The sequence below is a fragment of the Rhodoferax sp. RT4P68 genome (assembly GCF_056521305.1).
This window is the reverse complement of the sequence record NZ_JBWMBB010000011.1, coordinates 78,869-100,388: the sequence shown is the minus strand read 5'-3', so window position 1 is coordinate 100,388 and position 21,520 is coordinate 78,869. Positions and strand designations below refer to the sequence as shown.

The window sequence follows — 21,520 nt, the reverse complement described above, 5'->3', positions numbered from 1 at the left end:
GTTCACTCCCAGACAAAGGCGGTGCGCGCATCGAAGGGATGCACCTGCTTCCAGTGGCGCGCGATGTCGATGCGCCGCGTGACCCAGACCCGGTCGTGCGATTGCACGTGGTCCAGAAAGCGCTGCAGCGCGCGCATGCGGCCGGGCCGGCCCAGCAGGCGGCAGTGCATGCCGATGCTCATCATGGCGGGCCGGTCAGCGCCCTCGGCGTAGTGCACGTCGAAGGCATCGCGCAGGTACTGGAAGAACTCGTCGCCGTGGCTGTAACCCTGCGGCAGCGCGAAGCGCATGTCGTTGCAATCCATGGTGTAGGGCACGACCAGTTGCGGCGCCAGCGCGCCATCGGTCTTCTTGACCTGCAGCCAGAACGGCAGATCGTCGCCGTAGTAGTCGCTGTCGTATTCGAAGCCGCCATGGTCGGCCACCAGGCGGCGCGTGTGGGGGCTGTCGCGGCCGGTGTACCAGCCCAGTGGCCGCTGGCCCGTGATGCGCTGCAGGATCTCCATCCCGATGCGCATGTGCTCGCGCTCGACATCGGTGTCGAAGGTCTGGTAGTTGATCCAGCGCCAGCCGTGGCAGGCGATCTCGTGGCCCAGTTCGACGAATGCAGCGGTGACCTCGGGGTTGCGCTCCAGCGCCATCGACACGCCGAACACGGTGAGCGGCAAGCCACGACGCTCGAACTCGCGCAGCAGCCGCCACACGCCAACGCGCGAACCGTAGTCGTAGATGCTTTCCATGCTCATGTGCCGATCTGGGAACGCCGGCGGGTTGAACATCTCCGACAGGAACTGCTCGCTGCCAGCATCACCGTGCAGCACGCAGTTCTCGCCGCCCTCCTCGTAGTTCAGCACGAACTGCACGGCCACGCGGGCACCGCCTGGCCACTGCGCATGCGGCGGGTTGCGGCCATAGCCGGCGAGGTCGCGCGGGTACCGGCTGGCGTTGGGCGAAGCGTTCATGTCGGCGTCATGGTTTGCGCCGCAGCACGGCGGCAAGGTCGGGGGAGCGCGGGTCCAAACGCAAATTGCGTTCCACGCTGGTGATGTGGCTTTCCATCAAACGCGCGGCGGCGCGGCCATCGCGCTTTTCCAGCGCTTCGACGATCTCGATGTGCTCGGACTGCGAATGCTCGGCCGAATGGCCGCTCTGGTACATCAGCGCGATCAACTGCGAGCGCGACAGCAGGTCGGCGATCAACTCGGCCAGCACTTCGTTGCCCAGCAGGCGCGCCAACACCACATGAAAGTCGGCCAGCAGCCGCGTGCGGCCGGTGATGTCGCCGCGCTTGACGGCGCTTTGCTCCTCACGCAGGTGCGCCCTCAGCTCGTGCAGCTGCGCGTCGGTGATGCGCGCGGCCAGTTCACGCGCCATGCCCCCTTCGACCAGGCGTCGCAACTCGAACACCTGGCGCGCCTCTTCTGCGCTGACTGTCGCCACGAACGCGCCACGCGCCGGCAGCAGCGTGACGAGCCGGCTGCGGCTCAACTGGTTGAGCGCCTGCCGCACGACGGTGCGCGAGACCGAGAACACATCGGCGATCTGCTGCTCCACCAGCTTGGTGCCCGGCATCAGCCGCTGCTCCACGATGGCGCTGGTGATCGACTCGACGATCTGGTCGGTGCTGCTGGGCGCTGCGCGAGGTGTGCGCACTGGCTCCATGAGGCGCAGGGTGGTGGTGGATTTGCGGGGCATGAGGGGGCTGCACGGGAGTGGGACTTAGTGTATACAGCATCTTCAGCCACTGCAAGTGCGTGGTTTCCCGGAATTGCTCGAACGGCGGGGGTCTGTTGCCTATCCAGTGCAACGATCGGCAGCCGCGCCACACCCGAATATCGAAGTGGATTCAGCAGTCTCGCGGCACCGTGTCAGCGCGAGAACTCCCTCCGATTCAATACAAAACAGTGTAAATAGTGAATACAGTTTAAAGCAAAGCTCACCACCACTCCCCGTCGAGCTGATTCTGCAACCACCCAATGAACCCGCTGACCTTCTGCGGCACCAGCTTGGGCGACGGGAACACTGCATGCATCTCCTGCGACGGCAACCCGTGGTCGGCCAGCAGCTGCACGATGGCCCCATCGGCCACCGACTCACGCGCCACGTACCACGGCAGGATCGCCAGGCCCATGCCGGCGCGGCAGGCGGCCAGCACGGCCGAGAGGTTGTTCGAGCGCAGCGGGCCCTTCACCGGCACCGAATGCTCTGCCCCACCCGGCCCGTGGAACAGCCAGCGTGCATCGCCCTGCACGCTGCTGTAGACCAGGCAGGCGTGCTTTGCCAACGCCGCCGCCGTGCGCGGCTGGCCACGCGCCTGCAGATAGCCGGGCGCGGCGGCCAGCATCCACGGGTTGCTGCCCAGGTAGCGCGCGCCCAGCGATGAATCGGCCAGCCGGCCCATGCGCACGGCGATGTCGATGCCCTGCTCCACCAGGTTCACGTAGCGGTCGTCGAAGCTCAGGTCGATCTGCAGCTGCGGGTGCTCATGCATGTAGCGCAGCACCAGCGGCACCAGCACGCGCCGGCCGAACGCCACCGAGCTGCTGATGCGCAGGGTGCCGGTGGCGCCGCTCTGCATCAGCGCGGTGACGTTCTCGGCCCCGTCGACCTCGCGCACCACCTGCTTGCAGCGCTCGTAGTACAGCAGGCCGACCTCGGTCGGCGTCACACCGCGCGTGCTGCGGTGCAACAGGCGCGCGCCCAGGCGGCGCTCGGCCTCGGCCACGGCCTTGGTGGCGGTGGGCTGCGTGGTGCCCAGCTCGGCTGCGGCCTTGCTGAAGCTGGCGGTCTCGACGACGCGCACGAAGACTTGCATGGTCATGAGTCGGTCCATGGCCGCGAGTGTAGGCACGGTTCGCCTGCGCATTCCAATCTGGAATAAGTCATATCCGCCCCCAGGCGTTCCCAAGCGGGCGACGCAGCGCGACCATCAGGCCCAGTTCAAACAAGGAGCAATCATGGCCAAGATGAAGGCAGCCCTCGCTGCCGTGCTGGTGATGGAAAAAGAAGGCGTGACACAGGCGTTCGGCGTGCCGGGCGCTGCCATCAACCCGCTGTACGCGCAACTGCGCGAACGGCAGACGATCGCCCACGTGCTGGCGCGCCATGTGGAGGGCGCATCGCACATGGCCGAGGGCTACACGCGGGCCAAGGCCGGCAACATCGGCGTGTGCATCGGCACCTCCGGCCCGGCCGGTACGGACATGATCACCGGGCTGTATTCGGCCGGCGCCGACAGCATTCCCATCCTGTGCATCACCGGCCAGGCGCCGCGCGCCCGGCTGCACAAGGAAGACTTCCAGGCGGTGGACATCGCCAGCATCGCCAAGCCCGTCACCAAGTGGGCCACCACGGTGCTGGAGCCGGCGCAGGTGCCGCGTGCGTTCCAGCAGGCGTTCCACCTGATGCGCTCGGGCCGGCCGGGGCCGGTGCTGATCGACCTGCCGTTCGACGTGATGATGGCCGAGATCGAGTTCGACATCGAGACCTACGAGCCGCTCTCGGTCTACAAGCCCACGGCCTCGCGCAAGCAGATCGACAAGGCGCTTGCGATGCTCAACGAAGCCGAGCGCCCGCTGATCGTGGCCGGCGGCGGCATCATCAATGCCGATGCGTCGGACCTCTTGGTGCAATTCGCCGAGATCGCCGGCATCCCGGTGATCCCCACGCTGATGGGCTGGGGCAGCATCCCCGACGACCACCCGCTGATGGCCGGCATGTGCGGCCTGCAGACCAGCCACCGGTATGGGAATGCGACCATGCTCGCGAGCGACTTCGTGCTGGGCATCGGCAACCGCTGGGCCAACCGCCACACCGGCAGCCCCGAGGTCTATTGCAAGGGCAGGAAGTTCATCCACGTCGACATCGAGCCAACCCAGATCGGCCGCGTGTTCGCGCCCGACTACGGCATCGTCTCCGACGCCAAGGCCGCGCTCACGCTCTTCGTCGAAGCCGCCCGCGAATGGAAGGCCGCCGGCAAGCTGCGCGACCGCTCGGCCTGGGCCGGCGAATGCCTGGGCCGCAAGCGCGACATCCAGTACCTGCGCAAGACCAACTTCGACAGCGTGCCGATGAAGCCACAGCGCGTGTACCAGTGCCTGAACAACGCCTTCGGCAAGGACGTGACCTACGTTTCCACGATCGGCCTGTCGCAGATCGCGGCGGCGCAGTTCCTGCATATCTACGGCCCGCGCCGCTGGATCAACTGCGGCCAGGCCGGGCCGCTGGGCTGGACGGTGCCGGCCGCCTTGGGCGTGCGCGCGGCCGACCCGTCACGCAAGATCGTGGCGCTGTCGGGCGATTACGACTTCCAGTTCATGCTGGAGGAGCTGGCGGTCGGCGCGCAGTTCAAGCTGCCCTACATCCACGTCGTGGTCAACAACAGCTATCTGGGGTTGATCCGCCAGAGCCAGCGCGGCTTCGGCATGGACTACTGCGTGCAGCTGGCGTTCGACAACATCAACACGCCGAAGGATGAGGCCGTCCACAGCTACGGCGTGGACCACATCAAGGTGGTCGAGGGCCTGGGCTGCAAGGCGATCCGCGTGCACCGTCAGGAAGAGATCGCCCCGGCCATCCGCCAGGCCGAGGCTTGGATGGAGCAGTACCAGGTGCCGGTCGTCGTCGAGGTGCTGCTGGAGCAGGTGACCAACATCGCCATGGGGACCGAGATCGACAACGTGATCGAGTTCGAAGAGCTGGCGGCTGACCGGTCGGACGCGCCCACTGCCATCGCTGCCGCGATGCTGGATTGAGCAGGAGCAACGTGATGCCCAAGTTCGCTGCCAACCTCAGCATGCTGTTCACCGAAGCGCCGTTCCTGGACCGCTTCGCCCTCGCTGCGCAGGCCGGCTTCACAGCCGTGGAGTTTCTGTTTCCCTACGCCTTCGCGGCGCATGAGATCCGCCAGCGCCTGGATGACCACGGCCTGCAGCTGGTGCTGCACAACCTGCCGGCCGGCGACTGGGACGCGGGCGAGCGCGGCATCGCCTGCCTGCCGGACCGGGTGGCCGAGTTCCGCGCCGGCGTCGGCCAGGCCATCGAGTACGCGCAGGCCCTGGGCGTGCCGCAGCTCAACTGCCTGGCGGGCAAGGCGCCAGCGGGTGTGGATGATGCGCTGCTGCGCGCGACGCTGGTGCAGAACCTGCGCTTTGCGGCGGGCGCGTTGAAGAAGGCGGGGCTGAAGCTGCTGGTCGAGCCGATCAACACGTTCGACATCCCGGGCTTCTACCTGCACGGCAGCGCGCAAACGCTGGCGGTGCTGGACGAGGTCGGCGCGGGCAACGCCTACCTGCAGTACGACATCTACCACATGCAGCGCATGGAAGGCGAGCTGGCGGCCACGATGACCAGGCACCTGGGCCGCATCGCGCACATCCAGCTGGCGGACAACCCGGGGCGCAACGAGCCGGGCACGGGGGAGATCCACTACCCGTTCCTGTTCGCGCTGCTGGACCGCATTGGCTACGACGGGTGGATCGGCTGTGAGTACAAGCCGGCCACCACCACCGAAGCGGGCCTGCCATGGCTGCAACGGGTGAACCCACAAGGAAACGCATGACCTCCTCCCCCCTGAAGATCGGCTTCATCGGCCTGGGCATCATGGGCGCGCCGATGGCGGGCCACCTGATCCGCGGCGGGCACCAGCTCTTCGTGCACACGCGCGGCAAGGTACCGGCCGAGATCGCAGAGTCCGGCGCCACGCAATGTGTCTCGGCGCGCGGTGTGGCCGAGCGGGCCGACATCGTCATCACCATGCTGCCGGACACGCCCGACGTGGCGGCCGTGCTGTTCGGCGAAGGCGGCGTCGCCGAAGGCCTCGCGAACGGCGCGGGCAAGCGCGCAGGCCAGGGCAAAGTCGTCGTCGACATGTCCTCTATCTCGCCGGTGGAGACGAAAGACTTCGCGCGCCGCATCGAAGCACTGGGCGCCGACTACCTGGACGCCCCCGTCTCCGGCGGCGACGTGGGCGCGAGGAACGCCACGCTGTCCATCATGTGCGGCGGCAAGCCCGAGGTGTTCGAACGCGTGCAGCCCGTCTTCGCGCTGATGGGCCAGAACATCACGCGCGTGGGCACAAGCGGCGACGGGCAGACCTGCAAGGTGGCCAACCAGATCGTCGTGGCGCTGACGATCCACGCCGTGGCCGAGGGCCTGCTGTTCGCGGCGCGCGCCGGGGCCGACACGGCAGCCGTGCGCCAGGCGCTGATGGGGGGCCTCGCCACCTCGCGCATCCTGGACGTGCTGGGCGAGCGCATGATCCAGCGCAAGACGGACCCGGGCTTTCGCATCGCGCTGCACCAGAAGGATCTGAACCTGGCACTCGCGTCGGCCCGCACGCTGGGCCTGGCGCTACCGGGCACGGCGGCGGTGCAGCAGCTCTTCTCGGCCTGCGTAGCGCAGGGCGGCGCGGCCTGGGACCACTCGGCCCTGGTGCGCGCGCTGGAAAAACTGTCGAACTTCGAGATCGGCCAGAGCGCTGACGCCTGACGACAGGGTCGCTGGACGGATGGCACGGGGCTTGCGTTCGGAACGTACAGCCCCGTTTCCTTTTCAGCGTCCCACGCCCATGCTCCTCTTCGCCTCTGCAGCTGCGCCGAACCCGGAACCGCTCGTATACGATTCGGAGCCTCTCTTTGCCTCAACGAAAAGGAAACCCCATGGGACACCTGAGCACGCACGTTCTCGACACCGCCAACGGCTGCCCGGCCGCGGGCATGCAGGTGCAACTGCAGCGCATCCACACCGATGGCCGCGTGGAGACGGTCAAGCAGCTCACGCTGAATGCCGACGGCCGCAACAACGATGGGCCCTTGCTCGATGCCGCCAGCATGGCCGTAGGCCGCTGGCGCCTGGTGTTCGAGGTGGCGCCCTACTTCCGCTCGCGTGGCGTGGAGCTGACCGAGCCGCCCTTCATCGACAGCGTGCAGCTGGATTTCGGCATTGCCGATGCGGCCGGCCACTACCATGTGCCGCTGCTCGTGAGCCCCTTCAGCTACAGCACCTACCGAGGCTCCTGACGGCGCATCCCGTATGCGATTTGAGGGTTTTTCCGGAGACTAAAACCCATCTAGTCTGTATACGATTTGGGGCATCATCAGGTCGCCGCGGGTCCCCCAGCACGGGGGTTGCGACACACACTCCTCACAGAACCCGCTGTGGTGGGGGGAAGAACCGGCCAGCACGCGCCGCAGCTTCCCCCAGCATTGCAGCCGTGCAGCCCGCCCGCCCCCCCGCCCAGGAGAGACCTCGATGACCACGACCGCAATCCACCCGGTGGACGAACAACTGCCCACCGGCCGCCTGGCCGCGCTGGGCCTGCAGCATGTGCTGGTGATCTACGCAGGCGCTGTCGCGGTGCCGCTGATCGTGGGCCGCGCGCTGCAGCTCTCGCCGGCGCAGGTGGCGTTGCTGATCAGCGCCGACCTGTTCTGCTGCGGCATCGTCACGTTGATCCAGTCTTTCGGCATGACGCGCTGGTTCGGCATCAAGCTGCCGGTGATGATGGGCGTCACCTTCGCGGCAGTCGGCCCCATGGTCGCATTTGCCAACGCCACGCCCGGCGTCGAGGGTGCGCGCGCAATCTTCGGCGCCATCATCGGCGCGGGCGTCATCTCCATGCTGATCGCGCCGGTCATCAGCAAGATGCTGCGCTTCTTTCCGCCGGTGGTCACCGGCACCATCATCGCCATCATCGGCATCAGCCTGATGCGCGTGGGCGTGGGCTGGGCGATGGGTGGCCCGGCACCGACGGCGCAAAGCGTCAACGTGCCGGCGCTGGTGCAGATGGTGGACACCGCCAGGGCCGGTGCCGAGGCGGCGGGTACGCCGCTCACGCGCCTGCCCGGCCCGATCCCGATGGTCGACAACCCCAACTACGGCGCGCTGGACACGATGGCGATTGCCGGCGCGGTGCTGGTCTTCATTCTGCTGCTGGTGCGCTTCGGCCGCGGCTTCATCGCCAACATCTCGGTGCTGCTGGGCATCGTGGCCGGCTGCGCCGTGGCGGTGGCGATCGGCAAGATGAACTTCCACAAGGTGGCCGAGGCCAAGTGGTTCGACTTCGTCACGCCGTTCGCATTCGGCATGCCGACCTTCGACATCGTGATGATCCTGACCATGACGCTGGTGATGATCGTCGTGATGATCGAGTCGACCGGCATGTTCCTCGCGCTCTCGGACATCACCGGCAAGAAGATCGGCCAGGCCGAGCTGGCCGCCGGCCTGCGCACCGATGGCCTGGGCACGGTCATCGGCGGTGTGTTCAACACCTTCCCCTACACCAGCTTCAGCCAGAACGTGGGCCTGGTCGGCGTGACGGGCGTGCGCAGCCGCTGGGTCTGCGTGGCCGGCGGCATCATCATGGTGGTGCTGGGCCTGTTGCCCAAGATGGGGGCGCTGGTCGAGAGCGTGCCCACCTTCGTGCTCGGCGGGGCCGGGCTGGTGATGTTCGGCATGGTGGCGGCCACGGGCATCCGCATCCTGACGGCGGTGGATTTCAAGGGCAACCGCAACAACCTGTACATCGTCGCACTGTCCATCGGCTTCGGGCTGATTCCGCTGGTGGCACCGCGCTGGATGCAGCAGATGGCGCACGGCCTGCATCCGCTGCTGGAGTCCGGCATCTTGCTGACGGCCATTGCCGCCGTGCTGCTGAACGTGTTCTTCAACGGCGCGGGCGACAACACGGCCGATGCGATCGAGGCCGCCAAGGCAGCCGAGGCGCACTGAGCGCCCGCCGCACCGCGCTCAGCGACCGATGCCGCAGACCTCGGCTGCGGCCGGGTCGGCCCCGGGCTCGGCCTGCTCCAGCTCGTTCGCCGCGATGCCGCGCGCGTTCTTGGCATGCGTCACGGCCATGTCGCGCGGCAACTGCACGCCGTTCTTCACGGCGAGGATTTCGGCCATCACGCTGACTGCGATCTCTGCCGGGGTCTTGCTGCCGATGTAGATGCCGATGGGGCCACGCAGACGGTCCAGCGACGCCTCGGTCTGCTCGAAGTGTTCGAGCATGCGCTGGTGCCGCGCCTCGTTGTTGCGCCGCGATCCGATGGCGCCGACGTAGAAGGCCGGGGTCTCCAGCGCCTCCAGCAAGGCCAGGTCGTCGAGCTTGGGGTCGTGCGTCAAGGCCACGACGCAGCTGCGCCGGTCGGGGCCGAAGGCGCGCACCACGTCGTCGGGCATGTCGCGTGTGAGCGTGACGCCTTGCACCGACCAGGCGCCGCGGTATTCGTCGCGCGGGTCGCACACGGTCACCGCAAAGCCAGAGAACAGCGCCATGGTCGCCAGATACTCCGTCAGCTGGCCGGCGCCGATGAGCAGCATGCGGTACTCCGGGCCGAAGGTGTTGACCAGCTGCTCGGCGTCCACCGTCAACTCGGCCGGCGCATCGGCGGGGGTGACGGTGGCGTGACCATCGGCCAGGCGCACGCTGCGGCGCATCAGGCGGCCGGTCTCCAGCGCGGCCACCAGCGCGGCCAGGGTGTCGGCGGCCGGGTCGTGCTCCAGCAGCAGCTCCAGCGTGCCGCCGCAGGGCAGGCCGAAGCGGTGCGCCTCATCGGCGGTGATGCCGTACTTGACAAAGCTCGGCGGGCCGCAGGGCATCTGGTGCGTGGCGTCGCCGGCAGGCGCAGCCACCGCTGACGCATAGGCTTGGGTGTAGCGGTAGATCAGGTCGTCTTCGATGCAGCCGCCCGAGACCGAGCCGAGCACGGCGCCGTCTTCGCTCAAGGCCATGATGGAGCCGACGGGCCGTGGTGACGAGCCCCAGGTGCGCACCACGGTGGCCAGCAGCGCGCGCTTGCCCGCCAACCGCCAATCGCGCAGGCCGCGCAGCACCATCACGTCGAGGTTTTCCATCGCTGTACTTTCGTTCGGGTCAGGCGTTGTCGGCCTTCTTGGCCTTGCCGGTGAGGCGGGCCAGCCAGCCGGCCTTGGCCGCCTCTTCCACCGGCTCGGCTTCCTCGGCGGCGGCATCTTCCGGCGGGGGGAAGCGCTTGCGCATCTCGTTGTCGAAGCGCTTGAAGAAGTCTTCGGAAATGGACTTGGCCGCGCCGTCGATCAGCCGCTGGCCCAGCTGCGCAACCTTGCCGCCGACCTGCGCGGTGACGCCGTACTGCAGCTCGCTGCCACCGTCGTTGGGCACGAGCACCACCTTGGCCGTCCCCTTGCCGTGGCCGGCGACACCGCCCTGCCCTTCGAAGCTGATGGTGTAGCTGGCCGGCACGACGATGTCGGACAGATTGATCTTGCCGGTGAACTTGGCCGACACCGGGCCGATCTTCAAAGCCATGCCGATGGTGTACTGGGGCAATGGGCCATCGCCACTGGCCTCGACCTTGTCGCAGCCGGGGATGCAGATCTTCAGCACCTCGGGGTCGTTGAGCGCGTCCCAGGCCTGCTGCTGGGTGACGGAGAGTTGGCGGCTGCCTTGCATTTCCATGGTGTCGTTCCTCTTGTTATGACGTTCAGGATTTCATGAGTCGGGCGAGGCTGGTGGCGAGATCTTCCAGGCGCGACAGATTGTGGACCGCCAGCGCGCCGTGCGCATGGCGGTGCACCACGGCGGCCCCACGGGCGATGGGCGCATAGCCGTCGAAGCGCAGCAGCGGGTTCAGCCACAGCAGGCGGCGGCAGCGGCGGCGCAACCAGGCCAGCGCTTCGTCCAGCACCTCGGGCTCGCCGGTGTCCAGCCCGTCGGTGATCAGCAGCACCAGCGTGCGACGGCCCACCAGGCGTCGCGCGTGTTGGCGCCGCAGAGTCTGCAGCGAGGCGCCGAGCTGCGTGCCGCCGGCGAAGTCTTCGATGGCGGCACTGGCGGCCAGCAGCATGTCGTCGGTATCGGCCAGTCGGAAGGCCGGCGTCAGGTCGGTCAGCTGCGTGCCGAAGGCGAACACGTCGCGCCGAGGATGGCCGCGAGTGGCTGCATGCAGAAAAGCCAGCAGCAGCCGGGCGTAGCGCTCCATCGAGCCGGAAATGTCGACCAGCACCAGCAGCGGCAGCGGCTGGGGCCGGCGCTCCAGGCGGGGCAGGCGCAGCAGCTCGCCGCCGTGGCGGGCTGCCTCGCGCCGCACAGAGGGCCAATGCAGGCGTGCGCCGCGCGCGCCGGGCCGCGTGCGCCGTGCTGGCACCTGCGGCAGGGGCAAGGCGATGTCGCGCGCCAGCCGCTCGACCAGCCGGAATTCGCTGGCCGACAGCGTATTGAAATCGCCATGCTGCAGCCGCTGGCGGTCGCTCGCCGTCATGGCGGCGTCGAACTCGACCTTGTCTTCCTGCGGCTTGGGCGGCACGGCCTGGGCGAAGGCCTTTTGCGGCGACAGTGCTTCGCTGACGCGCGGGCGGCGGCGGCTGGCCTCGGCCTTGCCCTCGGCGCTGGGCAGCATCTGCGCCAGCAGCTTGGCGGCGATGTCGGGGTTGCGGAAATAGGCGTCGAACAGCTCGCGGAAGACAGCGCGGTCTTGCTCGCGGCTGAGCATCACGGCCTCCAGCGCGGCGCCCAGGTCGTCGCGGCGACCCAGGTCGATCAGCAGCGCGGCCTGCTGCGCCAGCGCGATGCGGGAGGCATCGAGCCGCACGCCGGCACGGCGCAGCGTGCGGCCGAAGCCGGCAATGTTGTCGGCCAGCTTGCCGGTGCGCGCGTCGCCCAGTTGCATGTCAGTGGCACCCGGCGGGCCGGGGCCACAGATGCGGCACCTCGGGCGTCAGCAACACGCGAAGCGATGCGCGTGGGGGCAATGTCATGCGCTGTCCGCCGGCTTGAGCAAGGCGGCGGCCATGTCGCTGGTCAGCGCGGCCACGTCTTCGCGCTGCTTGAACAAGATACCGGCCGTGTCGGCCATTACCTCCGGGTCGATGGCCAGGGTGTCCAGCGCGACCAGGGCCTTGGCCCACTCCACGCTTTCGGCGATGCCAGGGGCGCGCTGGAACGCGTTGGCGAATGGCGCGCTGCGCAGCCTGCCCACCACCTCGGCCACCTGGGCCGACAGCGCCTCGCTGGCGCCCGGCACCTGCGCGCGCACGACGGCCAGTTCGCGCTCGCGGTCCGGGTAGTCGAGCCAGTGGTACAGGCAGCGGCGCTTGACGGCGTCGTTCAGCTCGCGCGTGCGGTTGCTTGTGAGCAAGGTCACGGGCGCGGCCAGGGCCTGCACGGTGCCGATCTCGGGGATGCTGACCTGGTACTCGCCCAGGTATTCGAGCAGGAAGGCCTCGAACGGTTCGTCGGCGCGGTCGACTTCGTCGATCAGCAGCACGGCACCGGGCGCCGGCGTCTGCAGGGCCTGCAGCAAAGGGCGGCGGATCAGGTAGCGCGGCTGGTAGACCTCGCGTTCCAGGCTCGCCGAATCCTCATGGCCTTCGGCTGCGCGCATGTGCAGCAGCTGCGCGGCGTAGTTCCATTCGTACAGGGCCTCGCGCTGCTCAAGCCCGTCGTAGCACTGCAGGCGCAGCAGCTGGCGCTGCAGGGCCGTGGCCAGCGCCTTGGCCAGCGCCGTCTTGCCGACGCCGGGCTCGCCTTCGAGCAGCAGCGGGCGCTCCAGCTTCAGGGCCAGAAAGACGGCTGTGGCCAGGCGCCGGTCGGCGAAATAGCCCGCCGCCTGCAGACCGGCGATGAGCGCGTCGATGGTGGGAAATGGTGAGCTCAAGGGGCTTGCCTTTACGAAGAGGTGCGCCAATGAAAAAGCCCCGCCGGGACGGGGCCTCGCGGCACGGTGCGACCCGAATTTATCCCAGGGCCTTGGCCACGGCCCGCTGCGTCTGCACGCCGATCAGGTTGGCGCGGTAGGCGGCGCTGGCGTGGATGTCGGCGTTCAGGTCGGTCGCGTCGATCTTGACGCCGGCCGCGGCCTCGGGTGTGAAGTTGGCGCTGAGCGCGGCCTCCAGGCCGGCATGGCGGAACACGCTGGTGGCAGCGCCCGTCACGGCCACGCGCACGCCCGCATCTGTCTGCGCGACGAACACGCCGACCAGCGCGAAGCGCGAAGCCGGCTGCTTGAACTTCATGTAAGCCGCCTTCTTCGGGATCGGGAAGCGGATCGCGGTGATCAGCTCGCCCTCTTCCAGCGCGGTGGCGAACATGCCGGTGAAGAAATCATCGGCTGCAATCTCACGCTGGTTCGTGATCACGGTGGCGCCCAATGCCAACACGGCGCTGGGGTAGCAGGCAGAAGGGTCGTTGTTGGCCACCGAGCCGCCCAGCGTGCCCATGGCGCGCACCTGGCGGTCGCCGATGTGCGCGGCCAGGTCAGCCAATGCGGGGATGGCGGCCTTGACTTCGTCGCTGTTGGCCACGGCCAGATGCCGCGTCATGGCACCGATGACGAGCGCGTTGCCTTCCCGCTTGACGCCCACCAGGTCGGCAATGCCGCCCAGGTCGACCAGCTGGCCTGGGTCGGTCAGCCGCAGTTTCATGGAGGCGAGCAGCGTCTGGCCGCCGGCCAGCGGGCGGGCACCGCCGGTGGCGAGCTTGGCCGCATCGGCGGTGCTGGCGGGGCGTTCGATCGTGATGGCGTACATGGTGTTGTTCTCCCTCAGGCTTTCGCGGATTGAATGGCTTCCCAGACGCGGCCGGGCGAGGCCGGCATGTCGAAATCTTTCACGCCCAGCGGCGCCAGCGCGTCCAGCACGGCGTTGATGACGGCCGGCGGCGAGCCGATGGCCCCCGCCTCGCCACAGCCCTTGGTGCCCAGCGGGTTGTGCGTGCAGGGCGTGCAGACGGTCTCGAGCTTGAAGTGCGGAAAGTCGTCGGCGCGCGGCATGGCGTAGTCCATGAACGAGCCGGTCAGCAACTGGCCGGTGTGCTCGTCGTAGACGCAGTTTTCCATGATGGCCTGGCCGATGCCCTGCACGATGCCGCCGTGGACCTGGCCCTCCACGATCATCGGGTTGATGATGGTGCCGAAGTCGTCCACCGCGCTGAAGCGGTCCACGCGCACGACGCCGGTGGCCGGGTCGACCTCGACCTCGCAGATGTAGGTACCGGCCGGGAAGGTGAAGTTGGTCGGGTCGTAGAAGGCGGTCTCGTTCAGGCCCGGCTCCAGCTTGTCCAGCGGGTAGTTGTGCGGCACGTAGGCCGTCAACGCCACCTGGCCGAAGGTGACCTTCTTGTCCGTACCCTTGACGGTGAACTCGCCGTTGGCGAACTCGACATCGGCGTCGCTCGCCTCCATCAGGTGCGCGGCGATCTTCTTGGCCTTGGTCTCGATCTTGTCCAGCGCCCGCATGATGGCCGCGCCGCCGACCGAGATCGAACGCGAGCCATAGGTGCCCATGCCGAAGGGCACGCGGCCGGTGTCGCCGTGCACCACGTCGACCGCATCGGGCGTGATGCCCAGCCGGGCCGCGACGACCTGCGCGAACGTGGTCTCGTGGCCTTGGCCATGGCTGTGCGAGCCCGTGAACACGGTGACGCTGCCGGTCGGGTGCACGCGCACCTCGCCACACTCGAACAGGCCGGCGCGCGCACCCAGCGCCCCGGCGATGTTCGATGGCGCGATGCCGCAGGCCTCGATGTAGCTGCTGTAGCCGATGCCACGCTTCAGGCCCTTGGCCTCGCTCGCCTGGCGCCGCGCGTCGAAGCCGGCCACGTCGGCCAGCTCCTGGGCTTTCGTCATGCACTGCATGTAGTCGCCCACGTCGTACTGCAGCGCCACTGGCGTCTGGTAGGGCCACTGGGTGATGAAGTTGCGCTTGCGGATCTCGTCCTGAGAGAGGCCCATGTCCCAGCCGCAGCGGCTGACCAGGCGCTCCAGCAGGTAGGTGGCCTCGGGCCGGCCCGCGCCGCGGTAGGCATCGACCGGGGCGGTGTTGGTGAACCAGGCGTCCACCTCCACATAGATCTGCGGGCAGGTGTACTGGCCGGCCAGCAGCGTGGCATACAGGATGGTCGGCACGGCCGTAGAGAAGGTGGACAGGTAGGCGCCCAGGTTCGCGTCCGTGTGCACGCGCATGGCGAGGAACTTGCCATCCTTGTCCATCGCCATCTCGGCGTGGCTGACATGGTCGCGGCCGTGCGCGTCGCTGAGGAAAGCCTCGCCGCGCTCGCACGTCCACTTGATGCTGCGGTTGAGCTGCTTGGCGGCCCAGGTCAGGCACACGTCTTCGGCATACAGGAAGATCTTGGAGCCGAAGCCGCCGCCGACATCGGGCGCGATGACGCGCACCTTGTGCTCGGGCAGGCCCAGCACGAACGCCGTCATCAGCAGGCGCTCGACGTGCGGGTTCTGGTTGGACACGTACAGCGTGTATTCGTCCGTGCCGCGGCTGTAGGAGCCGATGGCCGCGCGCGGCTCCATGGCGTTGGGCACCAGCCGGTTGTTGACCAGATCGAGCTTGGTCACATGCGCGGCGTTGGCGAACGCCGCATCGACCTGGCCCTTGTCGCCGATCGCCCACTTGTAGCAGTTGTTGTCGGGCGCGGCCTCGTGCAGGGCCGTGGCCTTGGCGGCATCGGTCACCTTCACCACGGCAGGCAGCACGTCGTAATCGACCTCGACCGCCTCGGCCGCGTTCTTGGCCTGCTCCAATGTCTCGGCCACGACCATGGCCACGTGGTCGCCCACGTAGCGCACCTTGCCCTGGGCCAGGATCGGGTGCGGCGGCTCCTTCATGGGTTGGCCGTCGGTGCTGGTGATCAGCCAGCCGCAGGGCAGACCGCCCATCTTTCCTTCCACATCCTTGCCGGTGAAGATGCGCACCACGCCGGGCATGGCGCTGGCGGCGGTGGTGTCGATGCTCTTGATGTTGGCGTGCGCATAGGGCGAACGCACGAACACGGCCTGGCTAACGTTGGCCGTTTGGATGTCGTCGGTGTAGTTGCCCGCGCCGGTGAGGAAGCGGTAGTCCTCCTTGCGCAGCAGGGCTTCACCGATGTGCGGCAGCTTGGAAAAGTCGGAAGCGCCCATGGTGTTCCCCTTCAGGCCGCAGCCATGGTGGTCTGGCCCATCTGGACGGCCTTGACAATGTTCTGGTAGCCGGTGCAGCGGCAGATGTTGCCCTCCAGCAGCTCGCGGATTTCGCCCTCGTCAGCCTTGGGGTGGTGGGTGCACAGATCGACCGCGCTCATCACCATGCCGGTGGTGCAGAAGCCGCATTGCAGGCCGTGGCATTCCTTGAAGGCCGCCTGCATGGGGTGCAGGGTGCCGTCTTCCTTGGCCAGGCCTTCGATGGTGGTGATCTCGCCGCCGCTCACCTGGGCAGCCAGCACGTTGCAGGACTTGATGGCACGGCCGTTCAGGATCACGGTGCAGGCGCCGCACTGGGCAGTGTCGCAGCCCACATGGGTGCCGGTGAGTTTCAGCTGTTCGCGGATGGCCTGCACCAGCAGCGTATTGGGGGGCACATCGAGCGTGGATGCCTTGCCGTTGACCGTCAATTGAACCTGCATGGGATAGTTCTCCATCTGTGGGGGTGGGATCGCCCGCCGATTGTTGGGAGGCGACCCGACCCTCCACCTAGGCGAAACCCTAGACCTGGGACGCAGCGGCCTGAAATTCTCAAAATGAAACAAGGTGCGAACGGCTGCCGCACAATGCCCGCTCGCCCCCCTACTGCCCCTTTGCACGACCGAGCATGCAGCTGCGCCCCACCCCTTGCCCACCCGACCGCACGGACCTGATCCGCCGTGCGCGCGAGCAGGTGATGGAGCGCGCGCCGGCCGGCCCCTGCGGCCTGGTCGCGCCCTGGATCGAGCGCTCCTGGCAGCGCTGCATGGCCCAGGGCCACCGGCCCGGGCAGGGGCCGGACTTCGACGCCATCAGCCCAAGCCGCGCGCGCGCCACAGCCGAGGCCAACCAGCGCCTGGTCGCCGCCGCGCGGCCGGTGCTGGAGCGCCTGGCCCGGGCGCTGGCGCAGACGCGCTACTTCCCGATCCTCACCAATGCCCACGGCGTGGTGGTCGACGCCCAGGGCGCCATCGACCCGGCTGACCGGCGGGCCACACTGGTCACCCGCATCGGCACCGATCTGTCGGAGGCGCGCGTCGGCACCACGGCCATCGGCGCCGCGCTGCTGGAGCAGCAGCCGGTGTGGCTGCACCGTGGCGAGCATTTCTTTGCCGACACCAGTGCCTACAGCTGCGCCGGAGCGCCGGTGCGTGGCCCGGACGGCAGCTGCGCAGGCATGCTGGACCTGACCGGCATCGACGTGGCCGAGCGGCCCGAGCTCAAGCATCTGGCTGCACACGGCGCGCGCAGCATCGAGAACGCGCTGACGCTGGCCCGCCCACACGCACTGCTGCTGCGGCTGAACTGGCCCGGCGTCGCGCTGGGTGGCGACGGTGACGGCCTGCTGTGCCTGGATGCCGACGGCCTGGTCACCGGCGCCAACCCGCCTGCCCGCGCCATGCTGGACCTGCCCGGCGACACCCCGGCCGCGCCGGTGCACGCCAGCGAGCTGTTTGCGATGCCGCCGGCCGGGTTGTTCGATGCGCAGCGCAGTGGACAGCCGCTGGACGTGCCCTTGTGGTCGGGGCTGCGACTCGCCGTGCAGGCCGGTGACGCCAGGCCGACGGCGTCTGGGACGGACGCCAGCGCGCTGCCGCTCAAGGCGCTGGAAAGTGCCCTGATCCGCAAGGCCGTGGACGACGCGCGGGGCAACGTGGCGCTGGCCGCGCATCGGCTGGGCATCAGCCGGGCCACGGTCTACCGCAAGCTCGGTCGCCGCTGAACCCTTCCAACGGAAGGTCTTCTTGTTGTGCCTGGCGGGCGGAGGCCGTGCGACCACCTGCCTACATTGAAGCAGAAAAGCAGTGACATCGTGATGTAGTCATCATACCATTGGACAACTTCCGCCCGCACTTGGGCCGGTACCCAACGACCATGCCTGGAGACACCATGACCACCACGATAGCCCTGCTCGGCGCAGGCGGAAAAATGGGCGTACGCCTGTCCAAGAACCTGCAGGGCTCGCGCTTCGACGTGCGCCATGTGGAGGTCGGCGAGGTTGGCCGCCAGCGATTGCTGGACGAGGCCGGCATCACCTGCATGGACCAGGCCGCCGCGCTGGACGGCGCGCAGGTCGTCATCCTGGCGGTGCCGGACACGCTGATCGGCAAGATCGCCCACGCCATCGCGCCGCACTTGGCACCCGGCACCATGGTCATGCTGCTGGATGCGGCCGCGCCCTTTGCCGGCCACCTGCCCGAGCGGGCCGACCTGGCCTACTTCGTCGCCCACCCGTGCCACCCGCCGATCTTCAGCGCCGATTTGCGCCAGGACGGCGTGCCCGATTTCTTCGGCGGCGGGCACGCGCCGCAGTCGGTCGTCAGCGCGCTGATGCAGGGCACGCCGACAGATTTCGACCTGGGCGAGGAGATTGCCAAGACCATCTATGCGCCCATCCTGCGCTCCTACCGCGTGACGGTCGAGCAGATGGCGCTGCTGGAGCCCGGCCTGTCCGAGACCGTCTGCGCCACACTGCTGGACGTGATGCGCGAGGCCATGGACGAAGTGGTGGCGCGCGGCGTGCCGGCGGACGCGGCGCGCGACTTTCTACTGGGCCACATGACCATCCTCTCGGCCGTGATCTTCAAGGAGATCCCGGGCCAGTTCTCGGACGCCTGCAACAAGGCCATCACCTTCGGCAAGCCGCGGCTGATGCGCGAGGACTGGAAGGGCGTGTTCGAGCGCGACGAGATCGCCGAGAGCATCCGGCGCATCACCTGAAGCCGGGCGCCCTATGCAAGCCTCTTTCGGATCGGCCGACGGCCGCATCCACGCCCGCTATTGGCTGGAGACCGGCGACGACCCGCAGCGCGCGGCCGAGGTGATCGCAGGCGAGCAGTCCAGCGGCACCTTCACGGCCGTGCCGGGCGAAACACCGGAGCTGAAGGCACGCTCGGGCGCACGCGTGGAGCGGCTGGACGTGATCGACCACAGCGACCAGCCCAGCCTGCCCGGCGGCATGGCCAGCAGCCGCTACACGCGCTGCCACCTGCACCTGTCATGGCCGCTGGAGAACATGGGCCCTTCGCTGCCCAACCTGATGGCCACGGTGGCCGGCAACCTGTTCGAGCTGCGCCAGGTCTCGGGCCTGCGCTTGCAGAGCCTGCAGCTGCCACCCGCGTTCGCCACTGCTTCGCCCGGGCCGGCCTTCGGCGTCGCCGGCACGCGCGCACTGGCGGGCGTGCCGACGGGGCCGCTGATCGGCACCATCGTCAAGCCCAGCGTGGGCCTGTCGCCGCAGCAGACGGCCGACACCGTGCGCCAGCTGGTCGAAGGCGGCATCGACTTCATCAAGGACGACGAGCTGCAGGCCGACGGCCCGCACTGCCCATTCGACGAGCGCGCGCGCGCCGTGATGGCGGTGGTGAACGACGCTGCGGCCAAGACCGGCCGCAAGGCCATGGTCGCCTTCAACATCACGGGCGACCTTGACCAGATGCGCCAGCGCCACGACCTGGTGCTGGCGCTGGGCGGCACCTGCGTGATGGTGACGCTGAATGCCATCGGCCTGGCCGGCCTGCTGGCGCTGCGCAAACATGCGCAGCTGCCCATCCACGCGCACCGCGCCGGCTGGGGCAGCTTGTCGCGCTGCGCCGCGCTGGGATGGGACTACGCGCCATGGCAGCTGTTCTGGCGGCTGGCCGGTGCGGACCACATGCATGTGAACGGGCTGGCCAACAAGTTCAGCGAGCCCGACGCCAGCGTCATCGCCGCCGCGCGCGCCGTGCTGACGCCGGCCTTCCCCGATGCGCCGATGGTCGCGATGCCGGTGTTCAGCTCCGGCCAGACCGGCCTGCAGGCCGCGCCGACCTATGCCGCGCTGGGCTGCAGCGACCTGATCCACGCGGCCGGTGGCGGCATCCTCGGGCACCCGGGTGGCATCCGCGCCGGCGTGGCCGCCATGCGCCAGGCCTGGGACGCGGCCATGGCCGGCGTGCCGCTGGCCACGCATGCAGAGCATCACCCCGAACTGCTGGCCGCGTTGGGGAGCTGGTGATGGCGGCATCTGGCGAGCCAGCCGTCCAGCACGCCGGGTCTTCAGCCGCAGCGCCCGCCACATTGCCCGATGGCCTGCTGCTGGCCTACTACGGCGACGACTTCACCGGCTCCACCGATGTGCTGGAGGCATTCACGCGCGCCGGTGTAGCGACCGTGCTGTTCCTGCAGACGCCGGATGCGCAGGCGCTGGCGCGCTTTCCCGGTGTGCGCTGCGTTGGGTTGGCCGGCACCTCGCGCGGGCGCAGCCCGGCGTGGATGCACGAGCACCTGCGGCCTGCGCTGCAGGCGCTGGCGGCCCTGGGCGCACCGGTGCTGCACTACAAGGTCTGCTCCACCTTCGATTCGTCGCCCACCCTCGGCTCGATCGGTTGCGCCATCGACGTCGGCGTGCCGCTGATGCCCGGCATCTGGTCGCCCATGGTGGTCGGTGCGCCACGGCTGGGGCGCTACCAGGCCTTCGGCCACCTGTTCGCCGTGGCCGACGGCCAGGGCCATCGGCTGGACCGGCACCCCACGATGTCACGCCACCCGGTCACGCCGATGGCCGAGTCCGACCTGCGACGCCACCTGGGCGCGCAGACCGAGCGGCCGCGCGCGCTGATCGACTTCACGCAGCTCAAGGCCGGGCGCGGCGCTGACAGCCTGGCCATCTGCATGGCAGGCGCGGGGGAGCGGGCGGGAGTGACGGGAGCGACGGGAGTGACGGCAGCGACGCGCGTCACCGCAGCGACGGCAGCGACGGCAGCGACGCGAGAAGCGCGAGAAGCGCGAGAAGCGCAACAGACGCAAGAGACGCAAGAGGCGGGAGCGACAACTGCAACGACAGTGGCCACGCAGCCCATCGTGCTGATCGACGTGCTGGACGAGGAGACGCTGCGCGCTGCCGGCGCATTGGTCTGGACGCAGCGCGGTGCCGGCGTGTTCACCGCCTCATCGTCGGGCCTGCAGTACGCGCTGGCGGCCCACTGGCAGGCACAAGGGCTGCTGCCGGCGCCGCCGCCCCTGGCGCAGGCTGGCGCGGTGGCGGCCATCGCAGCCGTCAGCGGCAGCTGCTCGCCGGTCACCGCGCAACAGATCGCACGCGCTGGCGCGCGGGGCTTTGCGACGCTGCGGCTGGACCTGGCCGCTGCGCTCGCCGGCACGGCGCAGGCTCTGGAGCCCACGGTGGCCGCAGCCTGCGCCGCGCTGGCCGCTGGCCACAGCCCACTCATCTACACCGCCCAGGGGCCGGACGACCCCGCCGTGCGCGATTTCGACACCACGGCGGCCCAGGCCGGCCTCACGCGCGGGCAGGCGGCGCGCCGCACCGGCGAAGCATTGGCGATGGTGATGCGCACGCTGCTGGACCGCACGCCCGGCCTGCGCCGCATCGCCGTCGCCGGGGGAGACAGCTCGGGCGAGGTGGCGGCCGCACTGGGCGTGCAGGCGCTGACGGTGGCGGCCGGCCTGGCGCCAGGCGTGCCGCTGTGCCGGGCCTGGTCGGACGATCCGCAGCGTGATGGACTGGAGGTCGCGCTCAAGGGCGGCCAGCTCGGCGGCGCTGACTTCTTTGCCATGGTGCGCGACGGGCCGCCCGGATAATCGCG

General features: G+C 68.9%; 19 protein-coding genes. 9 read left to right on the top strand and 10 right to left on the bottom strand.

What is annotated here, in order from left to right:
- Positions 1 to 2: 2 nt before the first annotated feature.
- The 3 genes from puuE to AC099J_RS22155 form a co-directional block, all read right to left on the bottom strand.
- Positions 3 to 962 (bottom strand): allantoinase PuuE, encoded by a 960-nt coding sequence (gene puuE / locus AC099J_RS22165; protein WP_479617458.1) that lies wholly within the window; start codon positions 960 to 962, stop codon positions 3 to 5.
- 7 nt (positions 963 to 969) lie between these two features.
- Positions 970 to 1,695: a GntR family transcriptional regulator gene (locus AC099J_RS22160; RefSeq protein WP_479617457.1), complete on the bottom strand. Its 726-nt coding sequence runs from the start codon at positions 1,693 to 1,695 to the stop codon at positions 970 to 972.
- 241 nt (positions 1,696 to 1,936) lie between these two features.
- The gene (locus AC099J_RS22155; RefSeq protein WP_479617456.1) at positions 1,937 to 2,833 is read right to left on the bottom strand and encodes a LysR family transcriptional regulator; all 897 of its coding nucleotides are present in this window, start codon (positions 2,831 to 2,833) and stop codon (positions 1,937 to 1,939) included.
- 124 nt (positions 2,834 to 2,957) lie between these two features.
- On the opposite strand from AC099J_RS22155, the gene gcl reads away from it, so the two are divergent.
- From gcl to AC099J_RS22130, 5 genes are all read left to right on the top strand, one after another.
- Positions 2,958 to 4,754 carry a glyoxylate carboligase gene (gcl, locus tag AC099J_RS22150; protein ID WP_479617455.1) on the top strand — a complete coding sequence of 599 codons (1,797 nt, stop codon included), beginning with the start codon at positions 2,958 to 2,960 and terminating at the stop codon, positions 4,752 to 4,754.
- 14 nt (positions 4,755 to 4,768) lie between these two features.
- Entirely contained in the window at positions 4,769 to 5,560 is a 792-nt protein-coding gene (gene hyi / locus AC099J_RS22145; RefSeq protein WP_479617454.1) for a hydroxypyruvate isomerase, read from the top strand.
- On the top strand, positions 5,557 to 6,489 hold the full coding sequence (locus AC099J_RS22140; protein WP_479617453.1) for a 2-hydroxy-3-oxopropionate reductase: 933 nt from the start codon (positions 5,557 to 5,559) through the stop codon (positions 6,487 to 6,489). The genes hyi and AC099J_RS22140 overlap by 4 nt, the downstream gene beginning before the upstream one ends.
- A 170-nt stretch (positions 6,490 to 6,659) precedes the next feature.
- Positions 6,660 to 7,019, top strand: coding sequence for a hydroxyisourate hydrolase (gene uraH / locus AC099J_RS22135; RefSeq protein ID WP_479617452.1), 360 nt, complete (start codon positions 6,660 to 6,662; stop codon positions 7,017 to 7,019).
- Positions 7,020 to 7,251: 232 nt separating this feature from the next.
- Positions 7,252 to 8,730, top strand: a complete 1,479-nt coding sequence (locus AC099J_RS22130; protein ID WP_479617451.1) for a nucleobase:cation symporter-2 family protein — start codon at positions 7,252 to 7,254, stop codon at positions 8,728 to 8,730.
- Positions 8,731 to 8,748: 18 nt separating this feature from the next.
- On the opposite strand, the gene AC099J_RS22125 is transcribed toward AC099J_RS22130, so the two are convergent.
- From AC099J_RS22125 to AC099J_RS22095, 7 genes are all read right to left on the bottom strand, one after another.
- Positions 8,749 to 9,858: an XdhC family protein gene (locus AC099J_RS22125; protein ID WP_479617450.1), complete on the bottom strand. Its 1,110-nt coding sequence runs from the start codon at positions 9,856 to 9,858 to the stop codon at positions 8,749 to 8,751.
- A gap of 19 nt (positions 9,859 to 9,877) precedes the next feature.
- Positions 9,878 to 10,441: an SRPBCC family protein gene (locus AC099J_RS22120; RefSeq protein WP_479617449.1), complete on the bottom strand. Its 564-nt coding sequence runs from the start codon at positions 10,439 to 10,441 to the stop codon at positions 9,878 to 9,880.
- Positions 10,442 to 10,466: 25 nt separating this feature from the next.
- Positions 10,467 to 11,651 carry a vWA domain-containing protein gene (locus AC099J_RS22115; protein ID WP_479617448.1) on the bottom strand — a complete coding sequence of 395 codons (1,185 nt, stop codon included), beginning with the start codon at positions 11,649 to 11,651 and terminating at the stop codon, positions 10,467 to 10,469.
- An 84-nt stretch (positions 11,652 to 11,735) separates the two neighbouring features.
- Complete coding sequence (locus AC099J_RS22110) at positions 11,736 to 12,638, bottom strand: AAA family ATPase (RefSeq protein ID WP_479617447.1); 903 nt, start codon at positions 12,636 to 12,638, stop codon at positions 11,736 to 11,738.
- Between the two features lie 79 nt (positions 12,639 to 12,717).
- Positions 12,718 to 13,509 (bottom strand): FAD binding domain-containing protein, encoded by a 792-nt coding sequence (locus AC099J_RS22105; protein WP_479617446.1) that lies wholly within the window; start codon positions 13,507 to 13,509, stop codon positions 12,718 to 12,720.
- Between the two features lie 14 nt (positions 13,510 to 13,523).
- Entirely contained in the window at positions 13,524 to 15,896 is a 2,373-nt protein-coding gene (locus AC099J_RS22100) for a xanthine dehydrogenase family protein molybdopterin-binding subunit (RefSeq protein ID WP_479617445.1), read from the bottom strand.
- Positions 15,897 to 15,907: 11 nt separating this feature from the next.
- Entirely contained in the window at positions 15,908 to 16,378 is a 471-nt protein-coding gene (locus AC099J_RS22095) for a (2Fe-2S)-binding protein (protein ID WP_479617444.1), read from the bottom strand.
- Between the two features lie 185 nt (positions 16,379 to 16,563).
- On the opposite strand from AC099J_RS22095, the gene AC099J_RS22090 reads away from it, so the two are divergent.
- The 4 genes from AC099J_RS22090 to AC099J_RS22075 all read left to right on the top strand — a co-directional run bounded on the left by AC099J_RS22090 (position 16,564) and on the right by AC099J_RS22075 (position 21,515).
- Positions 16,564 to 17,658 (top strand): helix-turn-helix domain-containing protein, encoded by a 1,095-nt coding sequence (locus AC099J_RS22090; RefSeq protein WP_479617443.1) that lies wholly within the window; start codon positions 16,564 to 16,566, stop codon positions 17,656 to 17,658.
- 167 nt (positions 17,659 to 17,825) lie between these two features.
- The gene (locus AC099J_RS22085) at positions 17,826 to 18,656 is read left to right on the top strand and encodes a phosphogluconate dehydrogenase C-terminal domain-containing protein (protein WP_479617442.1); all 831 of its coding nucleotides are present in this window, start codon (positions 17,826 to 17,828) and stop codon (positions 18,654 to 18,656) included.
- 13 nt (positions 18,657 to 18,669) lie between these two features.
- Complete coding sequence (locus AC099J_RS22080; protein WP_479617441.1) at positions 18,670 to 19,932, top strand: ribulose-bisphosphate carboxylase large subunit family protein; 1,263 nt, start codon at positions 18,670 to 18,672, stop codon at positions 19,930 to 19,932.
- Positions 19,932 to 21,515, top strand: a complete 1,584-nt coding sequence (locus AC099J_RS22075; protein WP_479617440.1) for a four-carbon acid sugar kinase family protein — start codon at positions 19,932 to 19,934, stop codon at positions 21,513 to 21,515. The genes AC099J_RS22080 and AC099J_RS22075 overlap by 1 nt, the downstream gene beginning before the upstream one ends.
- Positions 21,516 to 21,520 lie beyond the last annotated feature (5 nt).

Excerpts from the sequence above, each read along its gene's own strand:
- puuE (WP_479617458.1), bottom strand. The coding sequence starts at position 962 with ATGAACGCTTCGCCCAACGCCAGCCGGTACCCGCGCGACCTCGCCGGC.
- AC099J_RS22160 (WP_479617457.1), bottom strand. The coding sequence starts at position 1,695 with ATGCCCCGCAAATCCACCACCACCCTGCGCCTCATGGAGCCAGTGCGC.
- AC099J_RS22155 (WP_479617456.1), bottom strand. The coding sequence starts at position 2,833 with ATGGACCGACTCATGACCATGCAAGTCTTCGTGCGCGTCGTCGAGACC.
- gcl (WP_479617455.1), top strand. The coding sequence starts at position 2,958 with ATGGCCAAGATGAAGGCAGCCCTCGCTGCCGTGCTGGTGATGGAAAAA.
- hyi (WP_479617454.1), top strand. The coding sequence starts at position 4,769 with ATGCCCAAGTTCGCTGCCAACCTCAGCATGCTGTTCACCGAAGCGCCG.
- AC099J_RS22140 (WP_479617453.1), top strand. The coding sequence starts at position 5,557 with ATGACCTCCTCCCCCCTGAAGATCGGCTTCATCGGCCTGGGCATCATG.
- uraH (WP_479617452.1), top strand. The coding sequence starts at position 6,660 with ATGGGACACCTGAGCACGCACGTTCTCGACACCGCCAACGGCTGCCCG.
- AC099J_RS22130 (WP_479617451.1), top strand. The coding sequence starts at position 7,252 with ATGACCACGACCGCAATCCACCCGGTGGACGAACAACTGCCCACCGGC.
- AC099J_RS22125 (WP_479617450.1), bottom strand. The coding sequence starts at position 9,858 with ATGGAAAACCTCGACGTGATGGTGCTGCGCGGCCTGCGCGATTGGCGG.
- AC099J_RS22120 (WP_479617449.1), bottom strand. The coding sequence starts at position 10,441 with ATGGAAATGCAAGGCAGCCGCCAACTCTCCGTCACCCAGCAGCAGGCC.
- AC099J_RS22115 (WP_479617448.1), bottom strand. The coding sequence starts at position 11,651 with ATGCAACTGGGCGACGCGCGCACCGGCAAGCTGGCCGACAACATTGCC.
- AC099J_RS22105 (WP_479617446.1), bottom strand. The coding sequence starts at position 13,509 with ATGTACGCCATCACGATCGAACGCCCCGCCAGCACCGCCGATGCGGCC.
- AC099J_RS22100 (WP_479617445.1), bottom strand. The coding sequence starts at position 15,896 with ATGGGCGCTTCCGACTTTTCCAAGCTGCCGCACATCGGTGAAGCCCTG.
- AC099J_RS22095 (WP_479617444.1), bottom strand. The coding sequence starts at position 16,378 with ATGCAGGTTCAATTGACGGTCAACGGCAAGGCATCCACGCTCGATGTG.
- AC099J_RS22090 (WP_479617443.1), top strand. The coding sequence starts at position 16,564 with ATGCAGCTGCGCCCCACCCCTTGCCCACCCGACCGCACGGACCTGATC.
- AC099J_RS22085 (WP_479617442.1), top strand. The coding sequence starts at position 17,826 with ATGACCACCACGATAGCCCTGCTCGGCGCAGGCGGAAAAATGGGCGTA.
- AC099J_RS22080 (WP_479617441.1), top strand. The coding sequence starts at position 18,670 with ATGCAAGCCTCTTTCGGATCGGCCGACGGCCGCATCCACGCCCGCTAT.
- AC099J_RS22075 (WP_479617440.1), top strand. The coding sequence starts at position 19,932 with ATGGCGGCATCTGGCGAGCCAGCCGTCCAGCACGCCGGGTCTTCAGCC.